This window comes from Bradyrhizobium sp. KB893862 SZCCT0404 (assembly GCF_018130885.1).
In the GTDB taxonomy this organism is placed as follows: Bacteria; Pseudomonadota; Alphaproteobacteria; order Rhizobiales; family Xanthobacteraceae; genus Bradyrhizobium; species Bradyrhizobium stylosanthis.
In genome coordinates this window covers 165,257-179,095 of sequence record NZ_JAFCLT010000008.1, presented here as the reverse complement: position 1 = coordinate 179,095, position 13,839 = coordinate 165,257, and the positions used below count along the sequence as shown (strand labels likewise).

11 protein-coding genes are annotated in these 13,839 nt (G+C 61.2%); 3 read left to right on the top strand and 8 right to left on the bottom strand.

Annotated features, from left to right (window positions below):
• Window positions 1–214 precede the first annotated feature (214 nt).
• Window positions 215–1,561 carry a cellulase family glycosylhydrolase gene (locus JQ617_RS28410; protein WP_212029204.1) on the bottom strand — a complete coding sequence of 449 codons (1,347 nt, stop codon included), beginning with the start codon at window positions 1,559–1,561 and terminating at the stop codon, window positions 215–217.
• A 57-nt stretch (window positions 1,562–1,618) separates the two neighbouring features.
• Here JQ617_RS28410 and JQ617_RS28405 point away from each other — a divergent pair, with 57 nt between their 5' ends.
• The 3 genes from JQ617_RS28405 to JQ617_RS28395 are packed head-to-tail and all read left to right on the top strand — an operon-like array spanning window position 1,619 to window position 4,658.
• Window positions 1,619–2,830 (top strand): glycosyltransferase family 4 protein, encoded by a 1,212-nt coding sequence (locus JQ617_RS28405; protein ID WP_212029203.1) that lies wholly within the window; start codon window positions 1,619–1,621, stop codon window positions 2,828–2,830.
• A complete protein-coding gene (locus JQ617_RS28400) occupies window positions 2,827–3,564 on the top strand; it encodes a class I SAM-dependent methyltransferase (RefSeq protein ID WP_212029202.1) in 738 nt (245 codons plus the stop codon). Before JQ617_RS28405 ends, JQ617_RS28400 begins: the two co-directional genes overlap by 4 nt.
• A gap of 20 nt (window positions 3,565–3,584) precedes the next feature.
• Window positions 3,585–4,658 carry a glycosyltransferase family 4 protein gene (locus JQ617_RS28395; protein WP_212029201.1) on the top strand — a complete coding sequence of 358 codons (1,074 nt, stop codon included), beginning with the start codon at window positions 3,585–3,587 and terminating at the stop codon, window positions 4,656–4,658.
• An 82-nt stretch (window positions 4,659–4,740) separates the two neighbouring features.
• Here the strand turns inward: JQ617_RS28395 and JQ617_RS28390 are convergent, their stop codons facing one another.
• The 7 genes from JQ617_RS28390 to JQ617_RS28360 all read right to left on the bottom strand — a co-directional run bounded on the left by JQ617_RS28390 (window position 4,741) and on the right by JQ617_RS28360 (window position 13,545).
• Complete coding sequence (locus JQ617_RS28390) at window positions 4,741–5,856, bottom strand: acyltransferase family protein (protein WP_249157643.1); 1,116 nt, start codon at window positions 5,854–5,856, stop codon at window positions 4,741–4,743.
• Between the two features lie 53 nt (window positions 5,857–5,909).
• A complete protein-coding gene (locus tag JQ617_RS28385) occupies window positions 5,910–6,776 on the bottom strand; it encodes a glycosyltransferase family 2 protein (protein ID WP_212029199.1) in 867 nt (288 codons plus the stop codon).
• Between the two features lie 226 nt (window positions 6,777–7,002).
• Window positions 7,003–8,118 (bottom strand): glycosyltransferase family 4 protein, encoded by a 1,116-nt coding sequence (locus JQ617_RS28380; protein ID WP_212029198.1) that lies wholly within the window; start codon window positions 8,116–8,118, stop codon window positions 7,003–7,005.
• Window positions 8,119–8,187: 69 nt separating this feature from the next.
• Entirely contained in the window at window positions 8,188–9,624 is a 1,437-nt protein-coding gene (locus tag JQ617_RS28375; protein WP_212029197.1) for a hypothetical protein, read from the bottom strand.
• A gap of 5 nt (window positions 9,625–9,629) precedes the next feature.
• Entirely contained in the window at window positions 9,630–10,856 is a 1,227-nt protein-coding gene (locus JQ617_RS28370) for a glycosyltransferase (RefSeq protein ID WP_212029196.1), read from the bottom strand.
• Between the two features lie 228 nt (window positions 10,857–11,084).
• Complete coding sequence (locus tag JQ617_RS28365) at window positions 11,085–12,224, bottom strand: polysaccharide biosynthesis/export family protein (RefSeq protein WP_249157642.1); 1,140 nt, start codon at window positions 12,222–12,224, stop codon at window positions 11,085–11,087.
• Between the two features lie 181 nt (window positions 12,225–12,405).
• Entirely contained in the window at window positions 12,406–13,545 is a 1,140-nt protein-coding gene (locus JQ617_RS28360; protein ID WP_249157641.1) for a glycosyltransferase, read from the bottom strand.
• Window positions 13,546–13,839 lie beyond the last annotated feature (294 nt).

Genomic DNA, 13,839 nt, shown 5'->3' with positions numbered 1-13,839 from the left:
CCGCTGCAGGTCGCTGGTCAGCCGCTGGTGAAGGCCAGCTGCTGAGCCGATATTCCTCAACGCTCGCCGAAGTGTCATCCTGCCGCGTCTTGCCGGCGTTGCCTGCAACGCGGCTGGCGCCTGCATCGTGCTTCGTCATCTTCATGTAGAAACCATTCTCCCCGAAGTGCCGAGCTTGGCTCGGCACTTCGGGGGAAAATCTGCCGAGCACGGATCAGCGATCCAATGTGGCCTTTACCTCGAAGGGAGCCGTCGTCGGCAGGTTGATGACGACGGGGGTGGGCCCCAGCCGTATCGTGTTCGACTTGGCTCCTTGCTGGCACAGTGGTGCGAATTCCGCTTCTGTGCCGCCCGGAAGTTCGAGCGTCGCCGACGAGTTGTCTTGCGAGGTCCAGGCGATCAGCTGCTTTCCTGCCGATGTCGTCGTCTCGATCACGAAGAGCCCGGGGGAGGGCTGCTCGAGCCTCATCGGGCCCGCGGCCTTGATGACGCGAATGGCCTCGCGGGTTGCGCATGCCGCGGGCTTGGGCGCGTAGGCGTAGTCGTACAGGCCGAAATTGTCTTCGAGAGCGGCGGGATCCTGACCTTGATCCTTCATCTGGTAGACCCAGACGCCTTTCATCCAGGGTGTGGCCGCCGTCCACAACAGGAATTGCGCGATATTGTTTGCGGCCGTTTGCGTGGAGATGGGGCACATCTTCGACGTCGTCGGCCATCCGACCTCTGTGACGTAGACGGGGAGGTTCGATCCGGCCGCATCCAGCAACTTCCGCAAGGCGCTGACCTGGCGTATCGCAGCCTCGGCGGTCCGGTTGGACACCTCGCGCTCGCAATGATTGTAGATGTGAACGGACAAGCCGCTCGCACCTTCCAGCGCTCCGGACCGGACGAGCGCCATGGTCCATTTCCAGTCCGGGTCCATTCCGACCGCACCCACCAGCACCTGTGCCTGAGGCGCCACGCTGCGTATCTTGGCAACCGCCTCCTTCGCGAGCGCGGAGTAATTGGCCGCGGCGCGCGGATCGCTCGGATCGCCTTCACCGACCAGGAAAGGGCGCCCCAGCACGGCGTTCATATTCCATTCGTTCCAGATCTCGTAGATCGGGTTACGCTTGGCGGTCGCCACAACGGCTTTCGCCGCAAAGTCGGCGAAACTCTTTCGGCCGACTTCGGTCAGCGGAGGCTGACCATCGGGAACGAGCGGATTTGGGTGACCCAGGATGAGCAATGGCCTTGCCTGGGTCTGGTCGAGAAAAGAGAACAGCTTGGCTGGCTCGCGGGCAACCGGCGTCGACCCGCCGCCGGGCAGCGGCGCGGCCTGAAACAGGCTCCAGGCAAGATCGTCCCTGACCGAATCGAAGGCATCGGAACGCAACACCTGCGCAGACTTTTGAGGAGAATAGCCATATTCTCCCCCTATCCCGAAGTGCACGCCAAGACCGATGATCGGCCGCTCGGCCCGCTCGGGCAACGGCTGCTTGCCAACCCAGAAGGATGTCGTTTGATTGGCAGCATAGATTTTGCTGAAGAGCAGACCTGCTGCGATGAATGCAACCGCCAACCCAATTTTCGCAGCTCGGACCATCTTCGCCTCTATTGTGTCAGGTAACGAACGTACATGCGGATTCTCTTCGTCTCAGCCTTCTTTCCCCCCTTTGTCCAAGGTGGAGCCGAAATTTCCGCGCGCAATCTGGCGGCGTGGCTCCATGCGAACGGCCATGAGATCGCAGTCCTGACCACAGCGCCGACGCCCGCGGACGAGGTGAGGGGAGCGATCGTTGACGATCTCAAGGTCTGGCGGTTTCATATGCCTCGGCCGTACACCGTGTTTGAAGCGGCTCAGAAAGGCGGTTTACAGAAATCCGTCTGGCATCTTCAAGACCATTTTGATCCGCGTAACGAACGGATCATGCGTCAGGTGCTCGACGAATTTAGCCCTGATCTGGTCAGTATCCACGTCCTGCAGGGCCTCGGCTGGAATGCCCTTCGCGTGATCGGTGCGAGGAACATCCCGGTCGTCATCACGCTGCACGATCTGAGCCTCGCTTGCGTGAGGATGGCGATGTTCAAGGACGGCCGGGAATGCGAAAGCCTCTGCGCGCCATGCGCGTTTTCGTCCAGGGCGAAACTCGCATTTCTTCGCTCCGTTCCACGGCTGGGCTTCGTCTCGCCTTCGCTCGCCATTCTTCGCCGTTTATCGGCACTTCAGCCGCTTCAGCGCTGGGCCCAGGCCCACATCCTCAATCCCAACAAGTCGCCGACGCCGACCGTCGAGAGAGGCCCGTCCGGGACCGTCCGTTTCCTGTATGTCGGACGGCTGCATGAATCCAAGGGATTGTACGTTCTGCTCGAGGCCATCGAGCCGCTGGCGGCCCGCCACGAGTTCAAGCTGACGTTGGTGGGGACCGGCCCCAGCGAAGAAGATCTCAAGCGGCGCTTTGGTCACCATCGCTGGCTCGAATTCACCGGGCACGTTTTGGTCCAGGACGTCACCAACCGGATGATGCAGAGCGACCTCCTTCTCGTGCCGTCCGTATGGTTCGAAAATTCGCCCGGCGTGATCATCGAAGCTCTCGGGCGCGGCCTTCCCGTCATGGGAAGCAACGCGGGCGGAATACCTGAGCTCGTGACACACGAGAAAAACGGTGTCCTTGTGGAGGCCGGCGATGTAAGAGCCTGGAGCGCGGCGATAGAGGGAATCCTCGATCATCCGGAGCGTCTCGACGCGTACAAGGACAGCGCCGACGCAGCCATGCAGGAATTCGATCAGGATACTCTGGGGCGGCGCGTTGTTGCCTTCTACGAAAAAGTGAGGACGCAACCGGCATGAATTCCCACTCGACTGAGCAGCCGGTGGCCGGCGCAACAAGCAGGTACAGCCAGGACGACTACGCGGTCGACAATCCTGACTGGCACGAGGACGACGCGCTGTGGAAGGCTGCGCATATCCGGACGATCCTCGAGCGTAACAACATCCCGTGGAGCACGCTTGCCGACATCGGTTGCGGGACGGGCGCGATCGTCGGAATCCTCTCCAAGAACTACCCGCAATCGCGGATGGAAGGATTTGAGGTCTCGCCCTATGCCCACGACCTCTCGCGCAAGCGGGCGTCGGACAACCTGAGCTTCAGCATGGAGAATGCTTTCCAAAGCGGGAAGCAGTTCGACGTGACCATGGCGATCGACGTGGTGGAGCACGTCGAAAATCCCTTCGAATTCCTCAGGGCGATGCGGACGATGTCGCGCTGGCAGGTCATCCACATTCCGCTCGACATGAATGCTCTTGCGGTCGGGCGCGGCTGGGTGTTGCCCGAAGCCCGTCGCGCACTGGGGCATATCCATTATTTCTCGCGGGACAGCGCGCTGTCGATGATCGCGGAGGCAGGCCTGGAGACGATCGACAGCTTCTATACGGCCTGGGCCATCGACCAGTCGTACAAGACCTGGAAGAAGCGGCTGGCCGCATGGCCACGGCGATTGGCCTTTCGTGCCGCCCCCGACGCCACGGTTCGGCTCGTGGGCGGATGGTCCCTCATGGTCCTCAGCCGTTCGAAGCCGACCTAAGCCCGCGAAGTCGTTGAAGCATGGCTGATGTCTTCCTGAATGGCCGGTTCCTCTCGCAGTCCCTGAGCGGTGTTCAGCGGTTTGCCGCGGAAATCGTCAAGGCGATCGATCAATTGATCGATCGGCAGCAACTGCCTGCCGGGCTGAGTGACGCGCGCTGGACCCTGCTGGTGCCTTCGAACGCCGAGGAGCGTCTAGCGCTGAAGCACATCCGCATCGAAAGGGTCGGAACGCGAACGGGACATGCCTGGGACCAGATCGATCTCGCGATGGCGGCGCGTAAGGGCACGCTCATCAGCCTCGCCAATTCCGGACCCGTGCTCCATCGCCGGCATCATATCGTCATCCATGATGCGCAGGTGTTTCGCCATCCCGAGTTCTTCAGCCGCAGCTATGCGACCTTCCATCGCGGCCTTGGATGGCTTTATGCGAGGACTGCGAACCTCATCACCGTGTCGAAGTTCTCCCGGAACGAACTGTCGGCTGTGCTCGGCGTTCCGTCGGATGCCATCACGGTCTGCTCGAACAGCGCGGAACATCTCGCCGGCATCAAACCGGACCCTTCGATCCTCGAGCGGTTCGAACTCGGTCAGGGCCAGTATTTCCTGGCGATCGGGTCGACGAAAAAGAACAAGAACATCCGGCTCGCAACCGACGCGATCAAGTCGATCCCGGCAACCCATCGGCTCGTGATCGTCGGCGGGCAGGATGAACGCGTCTTCCGGCACTCGGGTCCGATCGCCGATGAGCGCGTGGTGCGTGTCGGGCAGATCTCCGATGAGGCGATCGCCGCACTGTACCAGCACGCGGCGGCACTGATCTTTCCGAGCTTCTATGAGGGGTTTGGCGTGCCTCCGCTCGAGGCGATGTTGTTCGGCTGCCCGGTGATCGCCTCGGATATCGCCGTGCTCCGCGAAATCTGCGGTGACGCGGCCGAATTTTGCAGCCCGACCGATGCGGGCCAATTGTCGCGCCTGATGCTCGACCGGATCGAGAAGGGGCCGCTGTCTGCCGCCGAGCAGCAACGTCAGGCCGGGCGGCTGGCGCAATACACCTGGACCTCCTCGGCTCTCGCGTTGCTGAACTCGATATAGCCGCGTCTCATGCCACGGGCAGGCGGGGCAGCCTGACGCAGCAACCGCGATCTGAAGCTCGCCAGGAACGTGGCGGCGTCGACTAGTCAGACGAGGGTGCCGGCGCGCGTCCCTGGTAGTTCGATGCGGCCGTCGCGGTCCTCGTGGGGGCAAACAGGTTCTGCATCGAGCGGGCATTCAGCAGGGGGGCTTCGATCAGGCGATGGAAAGCGAAGGCCGCCAGCTGGCAGATGACCAGGATCGCCATAAAATACACGGCGTGCGGTATCGCGACCGACTGGTCGATCTTGACCGCGACCTTCACGAGCAGCGAGATCAGCGGATAATGGATGAGATAGAGCGCATATGACGCCGCGCCTGCCTCCTCCAGCGGGGCAATTCGCCGGTTCAGGTACGGCATCGAGCACGCGCCGTAGATGATTCCCGCCGCGCCAAGCCCGAACAGCAGGAGCTCGGCCTTTGCAGGAATCTGCTTCGAGATCCCGAAGTAGAACGTGACGGCGAAGACGATCAGTCCGGCGAAGAGGAAGAACGGGCCGCCGGCGGAATATTTGCGAACGTAGAGCCACGCAATGCCGGCCCCCGCCAGGAAAAGCAGGTGGTTGTTGTTGAAGATGAAATCGATCAACCAGCCTTTACCGTCGATCAGCGCGAGAGGCAGTCCGACAAGACCCCAGGCGATCAGAAGGCCGAAGCCAATTCGTCGATTCCACAGGAAGACGGCGAACATCGCGTAGAACAGAATTTCGTGACGAAGCGTCCACTCCGTCGCCAGGATGACCTCTTCCTTCACCGGCAGGATCAGCAGAGACAGGATGACGTCGCTGCCATCAGGCACCCGCGTGGAAAAGCCCAGAAACGACAGGATGATCAGGGGAACGAGCACGATCCAGAGCGACGGATAGAGGCGGCGGAAGCGTTTGGCCACAAACCGGGCGATGGCGCTGCCGTTACCCTCGGGATCGCGATGATGCGCCAGGTAGATGACGAAGCCGCTCAGGACGAAAAACAGCTGAACGCCCGAATGGCCCGCCTTGAACAACGGAAACGTGCCGGTGCCGAAATATTTCGGCATCAGCATGGTCACCTCGCAGTGATAGCCCACGACGAGCAGCGCCGCGATGCCACGGATCCAGTTCAACTGCAGCAGTTGTCCTTGGCGTGGCGCCTGGGTCGTTCTCGGAAGTTCGGGCTTCATGAAAAATGACTTCCTTCGTCAAGTCGCAGCGTGAGGAGGCCGATGCCTGGAGCTCAGCCCGTGCGCTTGCTGATCCTGTCCACGCCAGGGGGCCGGAACAGCGGCACGGCAAAGCGCGACTTGAACAGAAGGAGGCTGCGAATATGCGTCCTTCCTGCGAATGTGAGAGGCCCGGCGGCGCTCGACCGCTGATGGTCGTGCACCAGCTTGGCTCCGGGGATGCCCTTGATCCTGTGTCCCGCCCGCCAGAGACGAGCGCAGAGATCGACATCCTCCATGTACAGGAAATAGCTCTCGTCCATTCCCTGGATCTGCTCATAGGCGGTGCGCCGGACGACAAAGCCCGTGCCCATCACCCATTCCGCATCGAACGGCTTGCCGGTCTCCCAGGCGTCCTTCATCAGGTGCTGGTCGGTGCGCCCGGGCACCATGGCTCCGATCCAGTCGACGCGCCGGGCAAGGACGTCAAACACCGAGTAGAAGCGCCGGGCCGAGTATTGCCGGCTTCCGTCGGGATTGACGAGGTCGAGCCCGACCAGGGCGGTTTCCGGACTCTGCTCCATGAAGTCGACGACCGGAGCGACGCTGTTGAACTCGAAATAGGTGTCGGGATTCAGGATGAGAAGATAATCGGCGGTGGTGTTCGCCACGCCCAGATTCACGCCGGCTCCGAAGCCGCCATTGTGGTCGGAGACGACAGTTCGAATGTCGGGCAGCGCCTTGCGGACTTCGTCGATCGAGTTGTCTCCGGAGCAGTTGTCAACGACCAGCACGCCGTCCGGATCCACCACGCCATGCTCCAGCATCGACTTGACGCAGCGAATGGTCAGTCGAGCGGTTCTGAAGTTGACGATGACCGCCTGGACCTTGCCAGAGCTGCTCACCGGGCGGGATTCCTGCAGAGTTGAAGCCTTGGTCATGCAAACACGCGCTCGCTATGACAAGCCGCGTCCATGGCGGGATTGCCGCCTCCATGTGACGTCACAACTGCTGCTGATCCTTGGCATGGGTTCCGATGTTCCTGGATGTGCTCGGCGGCTCTTGTCGATCTTGATGCGGTCATACCATAACTTTCCGACTGACCCCCGTCACAAACTCAGCCGGAGAGCCTCTATTTTCAGCGAGAAGCTGCACGACTAACATGCACTAATCCAGATTCTGAAGAAGCGACTGCGCAACCCTGTGAGGTGCAAACGCATCTCGGACTTCGGCGACGGTCTCTGTGGACAGACGTTCGCCGGAATTCAAACAAGCGGTCATCTGTTCCGCCCACGCGTCGACATTGGTGGGATCGGCGACGTATTCCGCCTTGCCCAGGGTTGCTTCGGGAAGCGATGTCACGCCACTGACCAGCGTCGGCACCCCGAAGCCCATCGCCTCCGCCGCCGGCATGCCGAAGCCCTCGTAGAGAGAGGGCAAGACGAAGAGCCGGGCGTTTCGGTAGAGTTCGCCGAGATCTGCATCCGACAAGATACCCGTCATCACGATGCGGGCCGCGGTCTTCTCACTCGCATTCTCGCGGATCAGACGCGTCTTCTCGTCCGAGGCCTTGCCGGCGAGATACAGTTCGATCTCGGGATTCGATTGGGCCACCCGGTCGAAAGCCTTGATGAGGACGCCCAGGTTCTTGTGCGGGAAGGGATGGCTGACGGTGAGGATGTAAGGCCGGCCCGCAAGCTTGCGGGTTGCCTCGCTGATTTCGCCCTGCTCGAGCCGGGCCCACTCGATGGCGTTGTAGATCACCTTGCACTTGTCGGCCGCCGCGTCGCCGAAATGCTGGCGAACATATTCCTTCTCGGAATTGGAGATCAGGAACACGAGGTCCGCCGTCTGGAACATGCGCGGGAGATAGAAGTCGAGCCAGGCCTTCCTCTTGCTGGAATGGTACTGCGGCAGCACCTTGTACTGGATGTCGTGGAGGATCACGGCCGATTTCGCCCGGCTGCCGGGGCGCCGCGGCGGAAGGAAATAGTTCGGATAGACCGCCCAGCCGTTCCCCGACCTTCGCCATTCGAACAGGAGTTCCTCGGCGAAGCGGCTGTTCTTGCCGGGAAGCGGGTATTGCCGCTGCTGCGCGATGGCAGGGCTCTTCGCCATCCATCGCAGGAATTCGGGCGACAGGCGGCCCGGATCGGAAAACGCGAGCGTCAACGCGGCCTTCGCCTTGTCGAGTCCGTGAATGAGGTTGTAGATCGCCGATTCAGTGCCGCCGATCTTGTGATGATGTATCGCAAACAGCGGAATGGTGAGTTCACTGGGCATTGCTTCGCTTGACTTTGATCGTGCCAACAATGAGCTGAGGTCTCTTTCGAGGGCGGTTTCGCGACAGCATCAGTTCAGCACCCGAATGGTGACCGGTGCGGACGCATCCAGGTCGTAGACGATCGGATTTGGTCCCACGTCGCCCTGAGGGCCCGCGGCCGGCGTGGTCTCGTCGCACATCCGCCGTCCAGATGCCTCAGTCAGGCTGGCCAGGGCGTATCGTGCCTTCACGGTCGAGCCCGAGGACCAGAGAACGACGCTTTGCCGCGCGCCGCGTCGCGCCCTGAAAACGAACACGTCCGGGAGCGGTTCCTGGATGTCGACGTGATCGGCCCCGCGAACCAGGTCCGTTGCTTCACGTACGAAGCAGGCGGCCGGCTTCGGCTCGTCGGTGAACGTATAGAGCCCGAAATTGTTCTCCCTGTCCGTCGGACTGGGGCCGATGTTCTTCAATTCATGCACCCAGATGCCCTTGATCCACGGGATCGCGGCGCTCTGCATGATGAATTGCGCGAAATTGTTGCCGGCAACGAGGGGTGGTACCCCACACGGTTCATTGGAGGTCGGCCAGCTGAATTCGGTGACGTAGATCGGCGTGACGGCCCCGCCGCGATCATGCATCAGTTCCTGTTGCAAACGCTTGACCCGGCCGATCAGTTCGGTGGCGGTCCTGTTTTGCGGCTTCAGGCAATGATTGTAGAGATGAACGGACAGGCCATCGGCGCCGTTCAGGACGCCGTCGCGGACAATGGCCCTCGTCCATTTCCAGTCGATGTCGTCTCCGACCGCTCCGACAATCACCTGAGCATGCGGATTGGCGCTCTTGAGGGCTCGAACTCCGGAATTTGCGACGCGGACATAGTTGACCGCCGATCGGGGATCGCTGTCCGGCCCTTCGCCCACCAGCCTCGGCAGGCGCGTGCCCGTGCCGATGTCGATATTCCACTCGTTCCAGATCTCGTAGATCGGATCAAATGGCCGTGTCACCTCGACGACTTTCTTGAGATAGGCATCGAATACGCCGAGCGCGTCATTGGAGATCGGCGGAACGCCGCCCGGCACGGACGAGTTTGCGGCCCCGACATTGAGGACAGGCTTCAATTTCGTTTGCGGCATGAAATTCATCAGCCGCTGCGACTTGACGAGGACCGGTCCTTGCGGCGGGAAGCTGAAGGACTGCCAGGGCAGGTAGTCGCGATACGATGCAGCCCCGATCTGTGCCAGCTCATGCAGCGCCGTGCTTGCGGAATCGTAGCCGAGCGTGCGGACGAGGCCAAAATGGATGTTTGATCCGATCAGCAGCGTGCCTGACGGATTGGTGCGAGCGACCGGCGCCAGAGTGACGGTCTTCTCCGCAGCCACGGCGCGATCGGCACCGGCAATCGTGATGCCGAACAACAGGCCCCATGCGACGCCACGACGCAGCACCGCAGAGACCGGCGCGCCGCGGCGTGCCGGATGCGACGCCGTAGCCTCATGGGCAGGCTTGCCGGTCAAGATTTTCATCAGCCTCATTGGCTCGCATGTCCGCGGAAGTTGCGAATCTCGTCGATGAACTTCAGGTATTTTGCGCCCAGATAGTCCTGATCGAATTCGCCGGCGCGCCCCATCGCGTTGGCCTGGTAGCGGCGAAGCGTGTCGCGGTCCGACAAGACCTTTTCGAGGCCGTCGCGCCAGGCCTGGACGTCTCCCGGCGGCAACAGCAGTCCCGTTTCATCGTGCTCGACCAGCTCGGGGATTCCGCCGAAATTGCTGCCGATCACGGGAACGCCGACGCCGAGGGCCTGAATGACGACGCCCGGCGAGTTCTCCAGCCAGATCGAGGGAATGCAAAGCACGTCGCTCGTCGCGATGTGATTGATGGCCTCCTGCAGCGGAACGTGGCCCGTGAAGCTGATCCACGGATGATGGCCAAACCTCTTGCGCAAGGCAGGCTCATGTCCGCCGCCGCCGACGATCGTGAAGGTGAACGGCCAGCGATCCACCAGCCCCTCGGCGGCTTCCAGCAGACAATCAATTCCCTTGGCCTCGTGCAGACGCCCGGCGTAGACGAAGCGGACCGCCTCGGACTCGACGCGCTGGACCGTTGGCGTCGGGTACTTGTTCGCGTTGAGAATGTGAGCGGTCGGAAATTGCTTGAGCGGCTGAAACTCGGCATTCCGCTCGAGATTGGCGCGCGACGGCGAGCAGAAGCCGATTCGGCGCATCGACAGAATGCCGCGCCGCTTCACGCCCGCCGACAGCTTGCAGACGCCGCACTGCGTTTCGCAGGTCTTGCCGTCGACGAACATCGTCAGCCGCAGACAGGACAGCGCCAGGTCCGGCATCACGTACATCATCGGCAGATCGCGCTTGGCGAACTCCTGCAGGACGTTGTGTCCGATGCCGGTCAGATAGTGCACATTGCAGAACTCGGGTTTGAACTCGTCGAGCACGCGGCCGACGATGCGTCCATTTCTCGGGTCGAGGTGGTCTTGCAGATGCCACAACGGCTTCAAATAGGTCTCGTCGACGCGCCCCTGTTTGTAGATCGGGTAGGGGCGCGGCATGTAGATGCTCCAGAGTCTCATGCCGTCGACCAGCTCGCCGAACTTCTCCTCTTCGCGCGACTTTGCAGCCGTGAGTACGCCGATTTCATGTCCCTGCTTCAGGAGCCAGGACGAGAGGTTGAAAGCAGAGATTTCAGCACCACCGAGCACATTCGGAGGAAACATGGCCGAGACGACCAGAATGCGCATACGTTCAAGCTCCAGAAGATCAGCGGATCCGGGTTCGTTTAGCTGCAGACCCAGCGCCTTTTTATGACGTGCCCGGGCCATCTTGCAGTATCCGGGCCACGTGCTTGGTTCGCCGCTCAGTCACAATGAAATGAGGCAGCAGAGCGACGCACAACCAGGAGTACTGGAAGCGAACGCGGCGCTGCATGATTGCAGCGCCGCGTTCCCCGTATCACCAGTTTGTGTCTGTTATCGCGTCAGCGTCTGAACGTTAACGGCCGTGTCCGTTCCGGCGAGCATCAGCGAGAAGAACTTGATCAGCTCTGTGCTCGGCGATTCTGACACCACGATGGCGTCGTGATCGCGGATCTGGAAGGAGTCGGCGAAGAACAACCCGTCCGGCTTGCTCCAGTCAAAGTTGTAGACCGTCGGAACCAGTTCGCCGGGGAAGCGCTGCACGTCGATTCCGGCGGACTTGAGCAGATTGCGCGGCTCGAGTCGAAGAACGTAGACCGAAGGCGAATTGGCGCGCGCGCCGTCGAGGCCGCCGGCCTTCGCGATCGCTTCAGCCAGCGTCATCCGGTCGTTTTCGAACGTGAACCTGCGATTGTTGGTGCCGCCGATCGAGCCAGGCGAAGGCGTCGATCCGAAGACCATGAACACCCGCGGTTCCCGTGACAGATAGACGACGTCGCCCGGCGCGAGGAACGCATCCTCTTCGGGATGACGCACGATCGAGCTCATCGTCTCGGTATACGTCTTGCTGCCGCGCTTGATCTTGACCTTGGTTTCCCACGACGGATATTTCGGGCCGCCGGCACGCGCGATAGCGCCCATCACGCGAATTCCGCCCGGATCGACCGGGAATCGGAGCGGCGCATTGACCTCGCCGAGCACGCTGATCTGGTTGCCGCGCTGTTCGACGACGGAAACGACCGCCTGCGGATCGATCGCGCGATTCCTGATCCGCTCGCGAACGATGTCGGCCACCGCACGGGCGGTCAGGCCTGCAGCCTTGATCGTGCCGGCATAGGGCACGGTGATGTTGCCGGACTGGTCGACCTGCTGGCGCGGGATGTCAACGAAGTTGCCGGGCCGGACGCTGGCCTCGCGCGGAATGAAGAGGCCGCCCGACTGGGCTTCGAACACGGTGACGGTGACGATATCGCCGACGCCGATGGTGATGTCCTTGTAGTCACCACCCGGCAGATTGCGGAAATTGCCGCTGACATGATCGCTGATCGAATTTGCCGACTTCAGGATATTCGGATCGACCGCGAGCAGCGCGTAAGGCACAGGCGGGCTGGGCGCGACCGTCAGCGCCGCATTGGTGACGACTGAAGCCCCGTTCGGCGCATCTTGTGGCGTAAACCCCGCGCAGCCGGCCAAGCAAATGGCAGAGATCGCAAGCGTGGGAGAAAATCTGAAAATCGATGCCAACAAAACGCGCGTCCTATCTCACTCTTAGCCTGCTTGAAGTTCTTAGCAGTCGCACCAATTGAGACCAAGTCTGGATGAGGTAGCAACGGACCATTGAAAGTCACTGTTGCATTCGGGCCACTTCGTTGCGCTAGAAGACAAACTTGGCCAGATGTTTCGGCGATGTCGTGATCACTGCTGCGTAAACTTTAAGCAGCTCATGATGCGTTCTGTCGATACTGAACACCGACACAAAACGTTCGTAACCAGCTTCGCCCAACGCTCTCAAATTAACATGTGTTGATGCTCGCCTCAGTCCCGCCACAAGTGCCTTCGTTCCGGCGGGATCGCAGATCAAGCCAGTCGTTCCGTCTTCGACGATTTCCGGCAGCGCGCCTGCCCGAAATGCAAGGATCGCCTTGTGGGCGCGCATTGCCTCCAGCGCGACAAAGCCGAAGGCTTCCCATCGCGATGGAATCACGCAGAGGTCTGCCTGGTCGAGCTGGGCCTCGATGTCCGTGCGCGCGAGCCAGCCCAGAAGGGTGACATTCGAAGGCATGTTGTGGTTGCCTTCTTCGCTGACGACCGCGGATCCGATCATTCGGACGTCAATCGACGACTCGAGCTGCTGCGCAGCCTCGATCAGGAAGTCATATCCTTTTTGACGGTCAAGGCGCCCGATAAACAGCACCTTCAGCTTCGACGTGCTCCAACCGGCGTCATCATGGCTGATATTTGGGCGTTCGTTTCGCATTCCGCTCAGGACGAGGCTGAGCTGGCTTTCCGGGATGCCGGCGTCGCGGGCGGCGGCGTACTCGTTCTGCGAGATGCAGATGATTCTGTCGGTGACCTTGGCGAGCAACCGCTCCGCCAGCTTGGCGACGGCGTTGCTGAAGCGCGAGGTTTCGCGGGAAAAGGCCCAGCCATGCGCGCAGTAAACGATGGCAGGGCGTTTGCGCATGAAAACGAACGCCGTCCGCACGATCAGGCCCGCGAGCGTGGAGTGAACGTGCACGATATCCGGCTTGGTGATCTGCACCTGCCGCATGGTCTCGAGCGCGAGCCTCAGCAGGCTGGGCAAATTCCGGCCCGAGCGGTCAAAGGCGACGATATTGGAGTCTGCAATCCCGATCAGGTCGGCCCGATGGTCCGACGGCACGATATAGCACACGTTCTCCTTGCCGAAAGTCTGGCATTGAAGCGCGTGCAACTCGGTAAAATAGGTCGCGATCCCACCGCGGATAGTCTCGGCAACGTGGATGATCTTCAGCCGAGGGGAATCAGACGTCATTCGGAAATTGACTTGATGGAGACATATGCAACCCACACAACAAACACCCGGTCTTCAACGATATTCCTGCTTCCACCCCGGGCAAGCCCAGTGCGGGCCGAGCATCCTTCGCTGACAGACTTAACCAAAACGAGCTTTGTGGCAATTCAGCGCCCCCGCTGAATTTTGCAGGATGCGGCTTCCTGGTCCACCCTTTGCTGATCTCTGGATCGTATACGTAGGCACCAACTCGGCCTCGAATGGTCACGCCATTCGACCCGCCGTTCACGGGTCATTCTCTATATTTCCGTTCGT

Bases quoted from the DNA above. Each gene is read 5' to 3' on its own strand.
- JQ617_RS28405 (WP_212029203.1), top strand. From the start codon at position 1,619: ATGCGGATTCTCTTCGTCTCAGCCTTCTTTCCCCCCTTTGTCCAAGGT.
- JQ617_RS28400 (WP_212029202.1), top strand. From the start codon at position 2,827: ATGAATTCCCACTCGACTGAGCAGCCGGTGGCCGGCGCAACAAGCAGG.
- JQ617_RS28395 (WP_212029201.1), top strand. From the start codon at position 3,585: ATGGCTGATGTCTTCCTGAATGGCCGGTTCCTCTCGCAGTCCCTGAGC.
- JQ617_RS28390 (WP_249157643.1), bottom strand. From the start codon at position 5,856: ATGAAGCCCGAACTTCCGAGAACGACCCAGGCGCCACGCCAAGGACAA.
- JQ617_RS28385 (WP_212029199.1), bottom strand. From the start codon at position 6,776: ATGACCAAGGCTTCAACTCTGCAGGAATCCCGCCCGGTGAGCAGCTCT.
- JQ617_RS28380 (WP_212029198.1), bottom strand. From the start codon at position 8,118: ATGCCCAGTGAACTCACCATTCCGCTGTTTGCGATACATCATCACAAG.
- JQ617_RS28375 (WP_212029197.1), bottom strand. From the start codon at position 9,624: ATGAAAATCTTGACCGGCAAGCCTGCCCATGAGGCTACGGCGTCGCAT.
- JQ617_RS28370 (WP_212029196.1), bottom strand. From the start codon at position 10,856: ATGCGCATTCTGGTCGTCTCGGCCATGTTTCCTCCGAATGTGCTCGGT.
- JQ617_RS28360 (WP_249157641.1), bottom strand. From the start codon at position 13,545: ATGACGTCTGATTCCCCTCGGCTGAAGATCATCCACGTTGCCGAGACT.